Here is a 15849-nt window from a genome sequence, read left to right as displayed (position 1 = left end):
GAAGGCCAATGCGACGGAAAGAGAGGAGAGGCACGCGATCCGGGCATCCGGGTTCCGTGTTTGGGGGTAACCGTGCAGCCGCGACGCTGGCATCGATCATGTCGATGGGGCCGGCTCGGCGGGAGACATAAGGGGGCGAGCGGAGCGCATGTCCAATGACGCCTCGGGCGATTACATCGTCCGTTTCGAGAATGTTCAGAAGAGTTACGACGGCGAGACGCTGGTCGTTAAGAACCTCAACCTGAACGTCGATACCGGTGAGTTCCTGACGATGTTGGGGCCGTCCGGGTCGGGCAAGACCACCTGCCTGATGATGCTGGCCGGGTTCGAGCCGGCCACCAACGGGGAAATTTATCTCAAGAACACACCGATCAACCGGGTGCCGCCGCATAAGCGCGGGATTGGCATGGTGTTCCAGAATTACGCGCTGTTCCCGCACATGACGGTGGCCGAGAACCTTGCCTTTCCGCTCGAAGTGCGCGGCATGGGCAAGGCCGATATCGAGGCCAAGGTGACCCGTGCCCTGGAGATGGTGCGTCTGCCGCAGATGGCGGGGCGCCGCCCCGGGCAACTTTCGGGTGGCCAGCAGCAGCGCGTCGCGGTTGCCCGCGCGCTGGTCTTCGAGCCGGATCTGGTGCTGATGGACGAGCCGCTCGGCGCGCTCGACAAGAATCTCCGCGAGGAGATGCAGTACGAGATCAAGCATATCCACGAGCAACTCGGCGTGTCCGTCGTCTATGTGACGCACGACCAGAGCGAGGCGCTGACCATGTCGAACCGCATCGCGGTCTTCGACGACGGCATCATTCAGCAGTTGGATACGCCCGACGGCCTCTATGAGAAGCCCAAGAACGCCTTCGTCGCCGGCTTCATCGGCGAGAACAACCGGCTTTTCGGGACGGTCAAGGCGATCAACGGCGATATCTGCGACGTCGAACTCGACAATGACGGCGGCATGGTGAAGGCGCTGCGCGTCAATGTGGAGCAGGTGGGTGACCGGACCACGCTGTCCTTGCGTCCGGAACGGGTGACGATCAATCCCGGCGAGGGAGCCTATGAAAACACCCGCAAGGCGCGCGTCGAGGAGCTCATCTATCTGGGCGATCATATCCGGACCCGCGTGACCGTCGCGGGGAACGATAGCTTCGTCGTCAAGGTGCCGAACGCTCACGGACATGCGGTCCTGGAGGTCGGCAAGGAAACGACGCTTGGGTGGGCGGCGGAGGACTGCCGCGCGCTCGATCCGTCCGGTGGGCCGGAAACGGTCGGCTGACCGGGCGAGCGTTCTCGTGCCGGCGCGGGGCGTGCGGGGGCCATCCCGCTCTCGCGTGGCACGGAAGAAGAGGAGCCGATGGCGGCGTGGTGACAACCTGCCCGATCGGTTTGATATCCAACCAGCAGGGAGAAGCTTTGCTATGAAGAAGTTGCTTGCAACCAGCGTCCTGGCGGGCGCGGCGGTCTTCGCGGCCGGCGTGGCTCAGGCCCAGGAGACGCAGACGATCGTCTCTTGGGGCGGCGCCTACGAGGCGAGCCAGCAGAAGGCCTATGTCGATCCGTGGGAAGAGAAAAATCCCGACGTCGACATGATCTTCGAGAACAAGGCGCAGACCGCGCTGGCCGGCCTGCGGGCGCAGGTCCAGGCGGATAACGTCGTCTGGGATCTGGTCGACATGCTGCCGTCGGAGGCGATCATCGCCTGCGCCGAAGGCTTGGTCGAGCCGATCGATCACGATGCGGTCCTGGCCGCGGCTCCGGACGGCACGCCGCCGACCGAGGATTTCGTCCAGGGCTCGCTCTCGGACTGCTTCGTGCCGCAGATCGTCTATTCCAACATCATCGCCTTCAACACGGCGATGTTCCCGGAGGACAAGCAGCCGACGAGCATGGAAGCCGTGTTCGACGTCGAGAACTATCCGGGTAAGCGCGCGCTGCAGCGTAAGCCGATCAACAATCTCGAGTGGGCGCTGATCGCCGACGGCGTCGCGCCGGAGGACGTCTACGACACGCTCGAGACCGAGGAGGGCGTCGCGCGCGCCTTCGCCAAGCTCGACACGATCAAGGATCACGTGATCTGGTGGGAAGAGGGCGCGCAGGCGCCGCAGCTTCTGGCCGACCAGGAGGTCGCCTTCGCGTCCGCCTATAACGGCCGTATCTTCAACGCCCAGGTCAGCGAGGATCAGCCGTTCGAGATTATCTGGGACGGTCAGGTGTTCGAGCTCGACGGTTGGGTCGTGCCGAAGGGCAAGCTGGACAAGATGGCCGACTTCCTGAAGTTCGCCACCGACACGCAGCGTCTCGCGGACCAGGCCAAGTACATTTCCTACGGCCCGGCTCGTAAGTCCTCGGCGCCGCTGGTTTCGACCCATGCCGAGACCGGCATCGACATGAAGCCGCACATGCCGACCTATGGCCCGAACTTCGAGACGGCCCTGCCGAAGAACGACGAGTTCTGGGCGGACTATCTCGACGAGCTGACCGAGCGCTTCAACGCGTGGCTGGCCAGCTGATCGGCGCCTTGCGCTGATACGGGAATGGCGGGGGCGGCACTATCTGATCGGTGCCGTCCCCGACCCCCGGTATCATCTGAACCGGGTGATTTTCTAGTTATTGACTTTACGTAGGCGGACCATGCCAACGCCCCCATGAGAGGGTCGACGGTCCCGCGGACGGAATGCCTTGAGGGGAGAGGTCGTCGGGCCGGACAGAGGGCGCCCTGGTGCGTTTCCGCCGATATCCCGCATGGGGTGATCGATCGATGGGCGGCGGGCGACGCGTGGCGAACGGACGGACCGTAGCGAATTGGTAATTTGGGGATGGCGCCGGTCGGGCGCGGGGCGGCATGACTTGTGGTCCCGGCATTGATCGGGACGCGTTGAAATGGGGGGCCATAGCGAGCCATGGCGACGACGAACGAGGTATTGAAGACCGTAGACGGCGAACCGCTCAAGGTTAGCCTTGCCCGGGCCCAGCGGCGCAGCCGGATGCGCGCGGTCGGGCTTGTCGCGCCGCTGCTGCTCTTCCTGCTTATCACCTTCCTTTTCCCGATCGGGGAGATGCTGTTCCGCAGCGTCCAGAACCCGGAGATCAACGAGAATCTTCCGCGCACGGTCGCCGCGCTTGAGGAATGGGACGATCAAGGACTTCCTCCCGAGGAAGTCTACGCCGCCGCCGCCGCTGATCTCGCGGAAGGCGCGAAGAACCGGACCATCGGTCGCGTCGGCACCCGCCTCAATTACGAGATCAGTGGTGGACGCAGCCTGATCACGCGATCCGCCCGCCGCGCCGCGGGTTGGGAGCCACCCTACAAGGAAGCGATGATCGATGCCGACGAGGATTGGGGCGATCCGGCGGTCTGGCTGACGATCAAGCGGGAATCCGATCCCTACACGCTGTCCTACTATCTCGACGCCCTCGACATGAAATACACGCCCGAGGGCGATATCGTCGAGAAGGCGGACTACTATCAGATTCACGTCGATCTGTTCTGGAAGACGATCTGGATGAGCATCCTGATCACCTTCCTGACGCTGCTCCTGGGCTATCCGGTCGCCTATTTGATGGCGACCTTGCCGTTGCGCTATTCGAATCTGTTGATGATCCTGGTGCTGCTGCCCTTCTGGACCAGTCTGCTGGTGCGCACCACCACGTGGATCGCGATCCTGCAATCGCAGGGCGTGCTCAACGACCTCTTGGTTTGGGTGGGCGTCATCGGCGACGATGGGCGATTGCAGATGATCTATAACGAGATCGGCACGGTCGTGGCGATGACGCATATCCTGCTGCCCTTCATGATCCTGCCGCTCTATAGCGTGATGAAGACTATTCCGCCTTCCTACATGCGGGCCGCGCGCTCGCTGGGGGCGCCACCGACAAAGGCCTATATCCGGGTCTATGTGCCTCAGACGGTGCCTGGAATCGGGGCGGGTGGCATTCTCGTCTTCATCCTGTCGATCGGCTACTACATCACCCCGGCGCTCGTCGGCGGCGAGAGCGGGCGCTTCATCACGAACTTCATCGCCTACCACATGCAGTCCTCGCTGAATTGGGGGCTGGCGGCGGCCTTGGGCTCGATCCTGCTGGCGCTCGTGCTGATCCTCTATTGGCTCTATAACAAGCTGATCGGCATCGACAGCTTGAAGTTCTCGTAGGAAAGGGAGGGTCAAGCCATGGGTATGCCCCCGCACGCGACCAATGCGGAGAAGGTCTGGATCTGGATCTTTCGGATTTTCTGCACGCTGGTCTTCATCTTCCTGATCGGTCCGCTGTTGGTGATCATCCCGCTCAGCTTCAATGCCGAGCCTTATTTCACCTTCTCCCCGAAGATGCTGGCGTTCGATCCGGAGGGATACTCGCTGCGTTGGTACGCGGACTTCTTCAATTCCGACCGGTGGATGGGGTCGATCTACAACAGTTTCTTTATCGCGATCTGCGCGACGCTGGTGTCCACGGTCCTGGGAACGGTTGCGGCTCTGGGGCTCTCCAGCCGCTACATGCCCTATCGCAGCGTGGTGATGGGCTTGTTGATCTCGCCGATGATCGTGCCGCTCATCATCTCGGCGGCGGCTATGTTTTTCTTCTACTCGAAGATCAATCTGGTGCAGACCTATATCGGTGTGATCCTGGCCCATGCGGCCCTGGGCACGCCCTTCGTCGTGATCACGGTGACCTCGACCCTCATGGGGTTCGACCATTCCTTGACGCGGGCCGCGGCCAATCTGGGCGCGCCGCCGATCCGGACCTTCTTCAAGGTGATCCTGCCGCTGGTGACGCCGGGGGTGATCTCGGGCGCGCTCTTCGCCTTCATCACTTCCTTCGACGAGATCGTGGTCGTGCTCTTCATCTCCGGGCCGGAGCAGCGCACGGCGCCGATCCAGATGTGGTCGGGTATCCGTGAGCAGATCAGTCCGACGATCCTTGCCGTGGCGACACTCCTGGTCTGTCTGTCGATCGTGCTGTTGACCACGTTGGAGTTGCTGCGTCGGCGCAACGAGAGGCTGCGCGGGCTCTCGCCCGGTTGATTTTCGCGGTGGAGGAATATCCTCGAACGGCGCGCGGAGGGAACTTCGCGCGCCGTTTCTCTATATGAGACAGGGGCGCGGGATGCGCGCGGTTGTGCCTCTGGTCAGGGCGGGCGTGCCCGCATAGAGTGGCCGGCACGAGGCAGGATCAAGTAGCAGGGAGCCGTCCCCGATGTATCGCGATCGTTCGTTGGTGCCGACCGAAGCCGTCCGACTGGCCGCCCTCGGCGGGCTGATGGAAGGGGGGCGCCATTACGATGCGCTGGCCGACGAAATCCGCTTCTTTACCGCGCGGGTCGTCGGGCCGTCGCTCGATCTTCTCGGGTCTTCCCTGGAACTTCTGTTGATCGAGGGGCTGGCGGAGGAAACGGGTGGGGCCGGCAGCGGTTCCCCCAGCCGGGAAATCGCGATCACCGATGCCGGATGCCGCACTTTCCACCAGTTGATGGCGGCGGCCGTTCGCGCGCCGCTCAACGATATCAGCCGGCTCGTCCTGCTGCTGAAGCTTCGTTTCCTGCCGCTCCAGGATGCGGAGACGCAGGAGGAACAACTCGATATGATCGCCGATCTCGTGCGTACCGAACGCGCGCGCATCGCCGAGCTCGCGACGGAATACGAGACCCGTCCCATGGCCGAATGGCTGGCCTTCGACATAGAGCAGGCCGACCGCCGCCTCGCTTGGCTGGAAGCGCGAATGGACGCGCTGGCGTTGGGGTGAGGATTCTTTCGGAAGCGAGGGGCGGAAGTTCCCGCCACCGGATCAGGTGAACTTCCTGGCGATGAGTTGGCGGAGGGCCTGCTTGGAAAACTTGGGGGCGGCACGGTAGTTGAGATAGGCGTCTATCTGACGCTCGCTCCCCGCAGCCTTGCAAAGTTCCGAGAAATCGGAGTCGAATCTTTCGCGTGCTGCATCGTACATCCGATTATCATATCGGATGTGTTCATCCAGGATTTCCCGGATTTTGGATGGCATTTCGATATCGCCAGCGCCACTATTGCGCGCATGCGGTATGACGCTCGGTGCCGGCAGTCCGAGGTTCCAGGCAAAGAGCCGCAATGAGTCATGAAGGCGTTCCGTGAGGCCGACGGCGTGGAACTTCGGAATGGCTTCGGGCGCTCTTTCCGGCTCGTTGGAATCCGGGGAGATGTATTGCGCCTGCATGCCGCCCCGGGTCTCGATCAACTCACGCGCGACGGTGACCAAGCCTCTTTCGGACTCCGGAGATATTTCATCGACCAGTAAACGATGTTCCCTATCTTCCTTAGCCTGGGATGCGATGTGCCAGAGCACGCTCATGGTCTGCGCCGAGGGCTCTCGGATGATGGTCAGCATCGTCCTGTCCAGATGCATGACGTCTTGAAAGCGTATATGGCCGCGCAGCAAGGGCGTATCGAGATAGTCATCGGGAGCCAGCGCGAATGTCGTCGAATCCGGAGGCGCGGACGACTCCGGATAATGCTCAAGGAGCCAATCGGAGGCACTCGTGCCACCGCCCTTAAAGATATGGATGAATACCGCCGGCCGCATTGGAAAGGCACTAGCAGTAATTATTTCCTGTCGCAATTCGTTTTAGGGAATCTGGATGATAATACTCAGTTTTCTCTCGGTCACGGGCCGATTTTCTGCCTATTGACGGTGAATATATAGAAAAATAAATTTTGTTGGTTGTATGAGAGCGAGTCGTTTGAACCGTGCCTCTCGATATCGAGGCATACTTTCGGCTGCCCAGGATCAATCAATATAGATGCTGTCCCCCCGTCACGAAGATTTCCGTGCCGGTGACATAGCCGAAATCGCTGTTGCAGAGTTGGTAGACGGCGCCCGCGACCTCTTCCGGCGTGCCCATGCGCAGCATCGGGATCCGGGGGATGAGGGGTTCGTATTCCGGGCCGATCATGCCGGTCTCGATCTCTCCCGGTGCGACGGCGTTGACGCGCACGCCGAGTTGCGCGAATTCGACCGACAATTCACGGGTAAGCGCCGAGAGCGCGGCCTTGGAGGTCGAATAGGCCGATCCCGCGAAGGGGTGGATCGCATGGCCCGCGATGGAGGTGATGTTGACGATCGCCGCACCCGGGCGTTTTCCCGCCGTATCCTCCACCTTGCCGGCGCGGCCGAGCGCGGCGGCGAAGCCCCGGCAGAGCGCCAACGGTGTGAACAGGTTCAACTCATAGACCCGCCGCCATTGATCGATATCGCCATTGAGGCAGCCGAGGCGCTCACGCGAGCCGCTCTTCGGCGAAACGGCGGCGTTGTTGACCAAGGCATGGACGGGGGCGCTTCCGATGATTTCGTTCGCCTGCTCGATGAAGGCGGCGACGGAGGCGGGATCGAACAGATCCGTCGGGATGTGATGCGTCCAGTTCGGGTCGGCCTTGCAATGGGCGGGGATATCGTCGCGCGAACAGGTGATGATGCGCCAATTCTCCGCGCTGAAGCGCTGCACGGTAGCATGCCCGATGCCCCGGCTGGCGCCGGTCAGGATCAAGGTCTTGGCCGTCTCGTCGGTCATTCGTCCTCGCTTTGTGGAGTCTTTCCGGCTGGGGTGGGGGGACCGGCGCGAAGGCCGGCCCTGTCCCGCTGCGATGCCTCGGAGGAATCCGGGACGACCTTCGGTGTCACCGGGTCCTCGTGGACCAGCACCTCGGCGCCCGGGAAATGTTCCATCACGCCCTTTTCCACCGCGTCGGCGATGGCATGCGCGCGGTTCAGGCTGAGCGCGCCGTTCAGATCGAGGTGCATCTGGATGAAGATATCGGGGCCGGAGCGGCGGGTCCGCAGGTCGTGCACCCCCAGCACCCCGGAATAGCCGAGCGCGATCCGCTTGATCCGCTCCCGGTCTTCCTCGGGCAGTTCATGATCCATCAGCATTTGGAAGGCGTCGGCGCCGATGTCCCACGCGCTCTTCGCGATATAGCCGGCGATCGCCATGCCGAACAGCGGGTCGACCAGTCCGATATCCAGATAGCCGCTGAGGATCAGGGCCGCGATGACCCCCAGATTGGCGAGGAGATCCGCCTTGTAATGGATGCTGTCCGCCTTGACCGCGACCGAGTCCGACCGCCGCAACACATAGGTCTGGAACGCGACGAGGCCGATCGTCGCCCCGATGGACAACCCCATCACGCCGATTCCGAGCGTCGTCTGGCTCACCGCTTGCGGGGTGATCAGACGATCGACCGCCTCGATGAAAAGCAGCACGGCGGAGCCCGCGATGAAGCCCGATTGCGCCATCGCGGCCAGCGGTTCCGCCTTGCCATGGCCGAAGCGGTGCTCCTCGTCCGCCGGTTCCTGGGCATGGCGTACCGCGATCAGCGTGATCAGCGAGGCGAAGCTGTCGAGCAGGGAATCGATAAGGCTTGCCAGCATCGCGACGGAGCCGGTCTGGAACCAGGCGCCGGTCTTGATCAGGGCGAGCGTCAGCGCGGTGCCGGTCGAGGCATAGGTCGCCCATCGCATCAACCTGTCCCGCCGGCCGCGTAATCCACGCAGGCGCTTTATCGGATCAACCATGATGTCGAGTGTGGGGCCGCGCGGCACGGAAGGGAAGGGGCGCGCCGGGCGTGATCGGTGCCGACGCCGTCACGGATAGAGCCGCTCCACCGTCCAATCGGGCTGGTCGGGATCGGGCCGGCTGAACAGGAAACGGTCGTGCAGGCGGAAGGCGCCGTCCTTCCAGAACTCGATACGCAGTGGCCGCACGCGGAAGCCGGACCAGTGTGGCGGCCGCGGCACCGCGCCGACGGCATGTTTGGCGCCGATCCGTGCCACCTTTTTCTCCAGCGCGAACCGGGATTCGAGGGGGCGCGACTGATCGCTCGCCCAGGCGCCGATCTGGCTGCCGCGCGCGCGGGTCGCGAAATAGGCGTCCGCTTCCTCCGCCGCTACGGGCTCGACCGGGCCTTCCACGCGCACCTGCCGGCGCAGGCTCTTCCAATGGAACAGCAGGGCGGCGGCCGGGTTTTCCGCCAATTGCACGCCCTTGCGGCTTTCCAGGTTGGTGTAGAAGACGAAGCCGCCCGGATCGAACCCCTTCAACAGCACCATGCGCAGCGACGGCCGTCCCGCCGCGTCCGCCGTCGCGAGCGCCATGGCATTGGGATCGTTGGGTTCGCTTGCCTCGGCCTCGCTTAGCCATTCCTGGAACAGATCGAAGGGGGCGCGTGCGCTCGGGTCGGTCATGATATCGGGTCCGTTTCTGAAGTCATGGGCGGCGGCCGGCCGGTTCGGTTGGGAATATCCCCGGAAAGCCGTGGGAAAACCCTTCCGCCGGGGCCATTCAATCGCCATATTCACCAGCCAGAGCTAGATATACGACTCTCGTCGGGTTGCGAAAGGGGCGGTTCGGCGGCTCTTGCCGCTGGCACGAGGATTGCTGGCCTGTGGCTGGCGCGGATGGGACGATCCGGAGGGTGATATCCGAATCGAATGGGGTCGAGGGCGCGGTAACGCGTCGATCCGCGAAACGAAGGACGGGATGACATCATGACGACGACCACGGGAAAGACCACGGGCATTTTCGGCAAGGCTGCGGTTCTTGTGGTGGCGGCGGGGCTGGGCCTCGCCGGCTGCTCGCAGAATACCGGCACGAACGAGACCATCGGCGGGCTTGGCGGCGCGGTTCTGGGTGGTTTGCTGGGCTCCCAGTTCGGCAGCGGCTCCGGCCGGTTGATCGCGACGGGCGCGGGCGTCATGCTGGGTGCGATCGCGGGCTCCTCGATCGGGCGCACGATGGACGAGGTTTCGAAGCAGAAGATGAACCGCACCACCCAGGCGACGCTTGAACATGTCGCCGACAACAATACCTCCAGCTGGCAGAATCCGAATAACCAGACACGCGGGACGGTCACGCCGGTGGAAACCTATCAACAGAATGATGGCCGTTATTGCCGGGAGTTCCAGCAGACGGTCACGATCGGCGGCGAGACCGAGGAAGCCTACGGCACGGCTTGCCGCCAGCCGGACGGAAGCTGGGAAATCCAGTCCTGACCCGGCCCGAGGGGCAATCACGAGAAGAAAATGGCGACCGGAACAACGATGAAGGATCCCTATGAAGTCCTGGGCGTGAAGAAGAACGCGAGCGCCCAGGACATCAAATCCGCCTATCGCAAGCTGGCGAAGGAATTCCACCCGGACCTCAACCCCAACGACCCGATCGTGGAGCAGCGCTTCAAGGAGATCGGGCAGGCCTATGGGCTGCTCTCCGATCCGGAGAAGCGGGCCGCCTTCGATCGGGGCGAGATCAACGCCGACGGCAGCCAGCGCGGCTTCGCCGGTGGCGGGGGTGGATTCCGTGGCGGCTTCGGTGATGGAGGGTTCGGCGGCTTCGGCGACGGCGGGGCGGCGGAAGATATCTTCGCCGACCTGTTCGGCGGCGCGCAGCGTCGGGCGCGCACGCGCACGGTGCGCATGAAGGGCAAGGACGTGAACTATTCCGTTCGCGTTTCCTTCCTCGACGCCGCCAAGGGCGCGAAACGGCGTGTCACCCTCTATGACGGGAAGACGATCGATATCACCGTCCCCCCGGGGACGGAGGACGGGCAAACCCTGCGCCTGAAGGGGCAGGGCATGCCCGGCATGGGTGGGGGCGAGCATGGCGACGCCTTCATCGAGGTTCAGGTCGATTCCCACCGCTTCCTGGAGCGCGACGGCAACGACATCTTCGTCGATGTGCCGGTCACCCTGTCGGAAGCGGTCCTGGGCGCCAAGATCACGGTGCCGACGATCCACGGCCAGGTGGCGGTCACGGTGCCCACGGGCGCCAATACCGGCACCACGCTGCGTCTTCGCGGCAAGGGCATCGCGCCGCGCGGCGGCACGGCAGGCGATCAGTTCGTGCGGCTCAAGGTCATGCTGCCGGAAAAGCCGGACAAGGAATTGATCGATTTCGTGAAGGAGTGGTCGAAGGATTTCGACTATGACGTCCGCAACCGCGCGGGCCTGGATAAGCTGTAGGTGGCGGCGGCCTGCCTGTGGCCGCCAGAGCCTCGGCCTTCGTCACTCACCGGATCTTGCGCAAGCTCCAGGTGCCGTCGCATTCCTCGGAAGTCCAGTGACCCTCGGCCTCCATCTCCTCGAACCGTCCGGTCAGCGAGGCGGTGTCCTTGTCGAATTCCGCGTCGATCGTGGTGGAGGAGAGGGTCCCGTCCTCCTGCACCAAGCCCTCGATGCGTCGATTGCCGCCGGATTGCCGGACATTGCCCTGCATATAGCCGCCGTCGATCGTCAGGCGGATACCGCCGCGCGTCATGATGCAGGTGCGCGTCCGGCTGACCACGTTCATCTGGCCGACCCAGGCGCCGTCAAAAGCCTCGGAGGTGCTGCCGAACGACTTGAGCGCGCCCGTGCAGCCCGTAAGGGCGGCGCAGGCCGCAAGCGACAGCGAGGCGGCGGCGAGAAGAGGCCTGATCCGGGCCATGGTCGTACCTCCCGTGACGGCGGCGGTCAGCGTTTGGGCGCAAAGGGGTTCTTACCCTGGCGGACGCCGAGTCGCAACGGCACGCCGTTCAGGCCGAAATCCTCGCGCAGGCCATTCACCAGATAGCGCTGATAGCTATCGGGCAGTTCGGCCGCCTGACTGGCGAAGAGCGCGAAGGTCGGCGGGCGGATGCGTGCCTGCGTCATGTAGCGCAGCTTGATCCGCCGCCCCTTCGCCAGCGGTGGCGGGTGTGTCGCCGTCCGGTCGGCGAGCCATCGGTTCAACGCCGAGGTCGGTATCCGCCGGTTCCAAGTGTCGTAGACATCGAAAGCCGCCTGGATCAATTGATCCAGATTGCGCCCGGTCTTGGCCGATATCGTGACGATGCGCGCGCCGCGCGCCTGCGGCAGGGAAATCTCGAACCGGTCGCGCAGCTTCTGCATCGCCGCCTTCTTGTCGGCGATCGTGTCCCATTTGTTGGCGGCGATGACCAGCGCGCGGCCTTCCTCCAGAACCTGCCGGGCGATGGTCAGATCCTGCTTCTCCAACATGTCGTTGGCATCGAGCAAGAGAACGACGACATGGGCGAAATCGATCGACCGCCGCGTGTCGAGGGCGGATAGCTTCTCCACCTTGTCCGTGACGCGCGCTTTCTTACGCAGGCCGGCGGTGTCGATCAGCTTCAACGGCCGGTCGCCATCCGCCTCGCGCCAGGCCCAGTCCAGGGCGATGGAATCCCGGGTTATCCCGGCCTCCGGGCCGGTCAGCAGCCGATCCTCGCCGATCAGCTTGTTGACCAGGGTCGATTTCCCGACATTCGGCCGCCCGACGATGGCGAGCTGCATCGGCTTGGCGCGCAACGCGTCCTCTGCCGCCGCGACCTCCTCCGCGAGGCGGTCGGCCTCTTCCGGCACGGCGAAGACCTCGTCCGTGTCGTCGCCGACCTGCTCCCCCTCTTCCTCGATCGCGGCCCCTTCGGGCAGGATGGCGGTCGGGGCGCTGCCGGGCTCGACCGCTTCCAGCGTCCCCTCGCGCACGCCGCCGCTCCGCGCCGCCGCGTCCGCGCTTCGCTTGGCCGCGATGCCCTCGGCGATCAGATCATAGAGGTCCGATATCCCCTCGCCGTGCTCCGCGGAGAGGGGCAGGGGATCGCCCAAGCCGAGCGAATAGGCCTCCATCAGGCCGGCTTCGGCGGCCGTTCCCTCGCATTTGTTGGCGGCGAGCGCGACGGGGCCGCCGGCGCGGCGCAGCACCTCCGCGAACCGCTCGTCCAGGGGAACGACGCCCGCGCGTGCGTCGATCATCATCAGGCAAAGATCGGCCTCGCGGATCGCGCGCTCCGTCTGCTCGCGCATGCGCGCTTCCAGGCTTTGGTCGTGCGCGTCCTCATAGCCGGCGGTGTCGATCACCCGGAAGATCAGATCGCCGAGTTGCCCCTCGCCCTCGCGCCGGTCGCGGGTGACGCCAGGCGTGTCGTCGACGATCGCGAGGCGTTTGCCGACCAGACGGTTGAAGAGCGTGGACTTGCCGACATTCGGCCGCCCCACGATGGCGAGCGTGAAGGAACCGGCCGGCGCGCTCTCCAGCCCGGCCTTGTCGAGTGCCCGGCTTCCCCGGCGGCCCGATCTGTTGCCCGCGCGCGCCATCACTCAGCGATAGGCGAAGAGTCGCCCATCCTCCGTCTGTAGATAAACCGTGCCATTGGCGACGATCGGGGCGATCCGGATGCCGTCGCCGACATCGATCTGGCCGAGCGGCTCGCCGGTATAGGGCGACACGGCCATGAGTTCCCCCAGATTATTGCCGACCAGCAGGCGGTCCTTGACCAGTACGGGGCCGACCCAGCTTATCGGGCCTTCGTGGTCCTCCTGGTCCTCGAAGCGTGGCATGGGCGTTGCCCAACGCACCCGCCCGCCGCGGCGGGTAAGGCAGAGCAGTACCTGGTCATTGGTGAGTTGATAGACGTATTCACCCGCGATCCAAGGTGTCTCCGTGCCCCCGATACGCCGGTCCCAGGCGCGCGAGCCGGTGCGCATATCGATCGCGATCATCCGGCCGGCATGGCTGACCGCGTAGACGAGCCCGCGATCGATTACCGGGCGCCCCCGGATGTCGGCGAGACTCGAGAGCGCGTCCACCCGCCGGGTGGAGGTCAGGTTCTCCTGCCAGCTTACCTGGCCGTTGCCGAGGCGAAGCGCGAACAATTCGCCGGAAGAATAAGGGACGATCACGGAGGACTCGGAGATCGCCGGACTTGCCGCGCCCAGCAGGCCCGCGACCTCGGCGAATCCGGCATGACGCCAGATCGTCGCGCCCGTCTCAAGGTCGAGGGCGGCGGACTGGTTGTCGATGCTGATGGCGACGACCCGGCCCTCGGCGATGGTGGCGGCGGCGCGGATGGGGCCACTCATCTGCTCGCGCCAGATCTCCTGGCCGGTTTCGGCGTTGAGGGCGATCACCTCCGCATAGCCGGTGGTCGCGACCAGGATGCCGTCGGCATAGGCCAGCCCACCGCCGAAGGCCTCGTCATCCTCGTCCGGAACTTCCGCGTCGAAGGTCCACAGACGCTGACCGCTCTCGGCGTCGAAGGCACGGATCTCGAAATCCCGATCCATGGTGAAGAGGCGACCGTTGGCCGCGACCGGGCTGGAGAGCACGCGCTGATCGCCGGCGGAGCCGGAGCCGATGCTGACGTCCCACGCCTCGGCGAGATCGTCACTCGCCATCAGATGGTGCATCGCGTGGTCGGCGAATCCACCCGCCTGCGGCCAGCTTTCATTCAGATAGGGCGGCGGCAGCTTCACCGCCAGGTCGGAAAGGCGCGGATCGGGCTCCACGTCGCTTTCCGACAGCATCACGGAGATGCGATCGCCGGGAAGCGGCGGCGCTTCCTCGTCACCGAACCAGCTGCAGGCGCCGAGCGCGAGCAGGGCCGCCAGCGCAGCGGCGGCGCGCAAGGACCCACGCGCAGGGGCATGCCGGATGGCGGTCGTCATGATCATGATCGGGCCGATGGTCATTCGCCCACCGCACGCAGAATTTCGCCGGCGCGGGAACGGCTCTGTTGCGAGGCTTCCTGGTTGTCGGCGATGGTGCCGAGGAATTCCCGCGCGCGATCCGGCTTGCCCGCCTGAAGCGCGAGGCCGGCGGCGACCTCCAGCGCGATGAAACGCCACGGTGTGCCCTCCACCGTATGCGGGGCGACCTCCTCCAGGAGGGCGGCGGCATCCGCGCCCTCCGTCTGGGCGGCCTGCCCGGCGCCGAGGATGGTGGCGAGGTCGCGGTAAAGCGTTTCGACCGACTGGTCGGCGGCGATCGCGCCATAGATATCGGCCGCCGCCCGGTGCTCGCCCGCCTCGCCGTAGAAACCGGCGGCGCGCAGGAGCGCGATCAGGCGATAGCCCTCGCCCGCCGTGCCGGCGAATTCCTCCAGCCGGGCTGCGGTCTCGGCCGGGGCGCTTTCGCCCCCGCCGGCGAGCGCGGCGGTATACCGGTCGGCCATTTCGAGTTGCTGGGACTGCTCATAGGAACGCCACCAAGTATGGGCGCCGACCGCCAGGATCGCGATCACGGCGACCGCGACGACATAGCGGCCATAGCGTTTCCACAACGCCTTCGCCCGTTCCCGTCTCAGGTCCTCGTCGACTTCGGTGAAGATGTCAGACACGGTTTGATTAGCCCCTTCGCGCGCGTCGCGTTTCCCGCCGGTGGTCCTAGTCATGCATCCGAAGTGGACGCAAGCCCCGTATTTACGGGCTCGCGACCGGCGGGGCAACCGGGTGCGCCTTCCGATCGCACGCATTTCCGACAGGTGCGGCGGCCGTGGCGGGAGAGAGGGCACGAGAGGGGGTGGTGGCCCGCTTCTTGCTTGGCTAACGAAAGGGGGATAGGGCCGGCCGTTGGCCCTCCCGAGGGAATGTCGTCGGCGAAGAGGGGCGAAGAGGGGCAAGGATGATGGCCATGCATGACGGATGCGGAAAAGACGAGGCCGGCGGCGCCCGGCCATCTGCCCGACTTGCGGTGGTGGCCGTCCTGTGCGCGTTGGCGACGGGATTGAGCGGATGCATCGGCGGTGTCTCCGCTCCGGCGGTGGCGGCGGTGGGCGCGACCGCGACGATCGTGTTGGAGGACAAGCTGCCGACCGACTATCTGGCGGAGGCCGTGACGGGGCAGGATTGCAGCTATATCCGCCATGTCGAGGATAAGGGACCACTCTGCCGGCCGCCGCGCCGCGAGGTGGTGGAGCGCCCCCTTTATTGCTATCGCACATTGGCCGATATCGAATGTTTCGAGGAACGCGACCCCTATGGCATCGGCCAGCGCACGGTGAACTGACCGGCGCGTGGAGAACCAACGCCGCCGGCGCGCGTGGCGAACCGTCCTGGCATCGCTTTCCACATTGCGTTACGCTT

The 15849-nt window shown here is 64.8% G+C and carries 16 protein-coding genes; 8 read left to right on the top strand and 8 right to left on the bottom strand.

The features are described 5' to 3' along the window. Positions 1-148: 148 nt before the first annotated feature. The 5 genes from KAJ83_RS07370 (at position 149) to KAJ83_RS07350 (ending at position 5736) form a co-directional block, all read left to right on the top strand. Positions 149-1273, top strand: a complete 1125-nt coding sequence (locus KAJ83_RS07370; RefSeq protein WP_210681411.1) for an ABC transporter ATP-binding protein — start codon at positions 149-151, stop codon at positions 1271-1273. 142 nt (positions 1274-1415) lie between these two features. Beyond that, positions 1416-2507 (top strand): extracellular solute-binding protein, encoded by a 1092-nt coding sequence (locus KAJ83_RS07365; RefSeq protein ID WP_210681410.1) that lies wholly within the window; start codon positions 1416-1418, stop codon positions 2505-2507. Positions 2508-2897: 390 nt separating this feature from the next. Continuing rightward, positions 2898-4148, top strand: a complete 1251-nt coding sequence (locus KAJ83_RS07360) for an ABC transporter permease (RefSeq protein WP_210681409.1) — start codon at positions 2898-2900, stop codon at positions 4146-4148. Positions 4149-4166: 18 nt separating this feature from the next. Next, positions 4167-5018: an ABC transporter permease gene (locus tag KAJ83_RS07355; RefSeq protein ID WP_210681408.1), complete on the top strand. Its 852-nt coding sequence runs from the start codon at positions 4167-4169 to the stop codon at positions 5016-5018. A 172-nt stretch (positions 5019-5190) separates the two neighbouring features. Next, the gene (locus KAJ83_RS07350) at positions 5191-5736 is read left to right on the top strand and encodes a hypothetical protein (protein WP_210681407.1); all 546 of its coding nucleotides are present in this window, start codon (positions 5191-5193) and stop codon (positions 5734-5736) included. Positions 5737-5778: 42 nt separating this feature from the next. Here KAJ83_RS07350 and KAJ83_RS07345 read toward each other — a convergent pair whose 3' ends face one another. The 4 genes from KAJ83_RS07345 to pdxH form a co-directional block, all read right to left on the bottom strand. Then, a complete protein-coding gene (locus KAJ83_RS07345) occupies positions 5779-6546 on the bottom strand; it encodes a hypothetical protein (RefSeq protein ID WP_210681406.1) in 768 nt (255 codons plus the stop codon). Positions 6547-6754: 208 nt separating this feature from the next. Next, entirely contained in the window at positions 6755-7531 is a 777-nt protein-coding gene (locus KAJ83_RS07340; protein WP_210681405.1) for an SDR family NAD(P)-dependent oxidoreductase, read from the bottom strand. After that, positions 7528-8478, bottom strand: a complete 951-nt coding sequence (locus KAJ83_RS07335; RefSeq protein ID WP_246484310.1) for a cation diffusion facilitator family transporter — start codon at positions 8476-8478, stop codon at positions 7528-7530. Before KAJ83_RS07335 ends, KAJ83_RS07340 begins: the two co-directional genes overlap by 4 nt. Positions 8479-8601: 123 nt before the next feature. Next, positions 8602-9201 (bottom strand): pyridoxamine 5'-phosphate oxidase, encoded by a 600-nt coding sequence (gene pdxH / locus KAJ83_RS07330; protein ID WP_210681403.1) that lies wholly within the window; start codon positions 9199-9201, stop codon positions 8602-8604. Positions 9202-9504: 303 nt separating this feature from the next. Here pdxH and KAJ83_RS07325 point away from each other — a divergent pair, with 303 nt between their 5' ends. Together KAJ83_RS07325 and KAJ83_RS07320 are read left to right on the top strand one after the other, a co-directional pair. After that, positions 9505-10008 (top strand): RT0821/Lpp0805 family surface protein, encoded by a 504-nt coding sequence (locus KAJ83_RS07325; protein ID WP_210681402.1) that lies wholly within the window; start codon positions 9505-9507, stop codon positions 10006-10008. A gap of 30 nt (positions 10009-10038) precedes the next feature. Then, a complete protein-coding gene (locus KAJ83_RS07320) occupies positions 10039-10974 on the top strand; it encodes a DnaJ C-terminal domain-containing protein (RefSeq protein WP_246484309.1) in 936 nt (311 codons plus the stop codon). Between the two features lie 46 nt (positions 10975-11020). Here the strand turns inward: KAJ83_RS07320 and KAJ83_RS07315 are convergent, their stop codons facing one another. Genes KAJ83_RS07315 through KAJ83_RS07300 form a run of 4 tightly spaced genes read right to left on the bottom strand, consistent with a single transcriptional unit; the run spans position 11021 to position 15104 of the window. After that, positions 11021-11437, bottom strand: coding sequence for a hypothetical protein (locus tag KAJ83_RS07315; RefSeq protein WP_210681401.1), 417 nt, complete (start codon positions 11435-11437; stop codon positions 11021-11023). A 26-nt stretch (positions 11438-11463) separates the two neighbouring features. Next, positions 11464-13083, bottom strand: a complete 1620-nt coding sequence (gene der / locus KAJ83_RS07310; protein ID WP_210681742.1) for a ribosome biogenesis GTPase Der — start codon at positions 13081-13083, stop codon at positions 11464-11466. A gap of 3 nt (positions 13084-13086) precedes the next feature. Continuing rightward, positions 13087-14439 carry an outer membrane protein assembly factor BamB family protein gene (locus KAJ83_RS07305; RefSeq protein WP_246484308.1) on the bottom strand — a complete coding sequence of 451 codons (1353 nt, stop codon included), beginning with the start codon at positions 14437-14439 and terminating at the stop codon, positions 13087-13089. Between the two features lie 14 nt (positions 14440-14453). After that, the gene (locus KAJ83_RS07300) at positions 14454-15104 is read right to left on the bottom strand and encodes a tetratricopeptide repeat protein (protein WP_210681400.1); all 651 of its coding nucleotides are present in this window, start codon (positions 15102-15104) and stop codon (positions 14454-14456) included. A gap of 293 nt (positions 15105-15397) precedes the next feature. Between KAJ83_RS07300 and KAJ83_RS07295 the strand changes: the two genes are divergently transcribed. After that, positions 15398-15772 carry a hypothetical protein gene (locus KAJ83_RS07295; RefSeq protein WP_210681399.1) on the top strand — a complete coding sequence of 125 codons (375 nt, stop codon included), beginning with the start codon at positions 15398-15400 and terminating at the stop codon, positions 15770-15772. Positions 15773-15849 lie beyond the last annotated feature (77 nt).

It is taken from the genome of Marivibrio halodurans (genome assembly GCF_017963645.1).
Lineage (GTDB): Bacteria > Pseudomonadota > Alphaproteobacteria > UBA8366 > Aestuariispiraceae > Marivibrio > Marivibrio halodurans.
The sequence above is the reverse complement of the archived record's forward strand: the minus strand, read 5'-3'. Positions and strand labels throughout refer to the sequence as shown.

Excerpts from the sequence above, each read along its gene's own strand:
- KAJ83_RS07370 (WP_210681411.1), top strand. The coding sequence starts at position 149 with ATGTCCAATGACGCCTCGGGCGATTACATCGTCCGTTTCGAGAATGTT.
- KAJ83_RS07365 (WP_210681410.1), top strand. The coding sequence starts at position 1,416 with ATGAAGAAGTTGCTTGCAACCAGCGTCCTGGCGGGCGCGGCGGTCTTC.
- KAJ83_RS07360 (WP_210681409.1), top strand. The coding sequence starts at position 2,898 with ATGGCGACGACGAACGAGGTATTGAAGACCGTAGACGGCGAACCGCTC.
- KAJ83_RS07355 (WP_210681408.1), top strand. The coding sequence starts at position 4,167 with ATGGGTATGCCCCCGCACGCGACCAATGCGGAGAAGGTCTGGATCTGG.
- KAJ83_RS07350 (WP_210681407.1), top strand. The coding sequence starts at position 5,191 with ATGTATCGCGATCGTTCGTTGGTGCCGACCGAAGCCGTCCGACTGGCC.
- KAJ83_RS07345 (WP_210681406.1), bottom strand. The coding sequence starts at position 6,546 with ATGCGGCCGGCGGTATTCATCCATATCTTTAAGGGCGGTGGCACGAGT.
- KAJ83_RS07340 (WP_210681405.1), bottom strand. The coding sequence starts at position 7,531 with ATGACCGACGAGACGGCCAAGACCTTGATCCTGACCGGCGCCAGCCGG.
- KAJ83_RS07335 (WP_246484310.1), bottom strand. The coding sequence starts at position 8,478 with ATGCGATGGGCGACCTATGCCTCGACCGGCACCGCGCTGACGCTCGCC.
- pdxH (WP_210681403.1), bottom strand. The coding sequence starts at position 9,201 with ATGACCGACCCGAGCGCACGCGCCCCCTTCGATCTGTTCCAGGAATGG.
- KAJ83_RS07325 (WP_210681402.1), top strand. The coding sequence starts at position 9,505 with ATGACGACGACCACGGGAAAGACCACGGGCATTTTCGGCAAGGCTGCG.
- KAJ83_RS07320 (WP_246484309.1), top strand. The coding sequence starts at position 10,039 with ATGGCGACCGGAACAACGATGAAGGATCCCTATGAAGTCCTGGGCGTG.
- KAJ83_RS07315 (WP_210681401.1), bottom strand. The coding sequence starts at position 11,437 with ATGGCCCGGATCAGGCCTCTTCTCGCCGCCGCCTCGCTGTCGCTTGCG.
- der (WP_210681742.1), bottom strand. The coding sequence starts at position 13,083 with ATGGCGCGCGCGGGCAACAGATCGGGCCGCCGGGGAAGCCGGGCACTC.
- KAJ83_RS07305 (WP_246484308.1), bottom strand. The coding sequence starts at position 14,439 with ATGATCATGACGACCGCCATCCGGCATGCCCCTGCGCGTGGGTCCTTG.
- KAJ83_RS07295 (WP_210681399.1), top strand. The coding sequence starts at position 15,398 with ATGCATGACGGATGCGGAAAAGACGAGGCCGGCGGCGCCCGGCCATCT.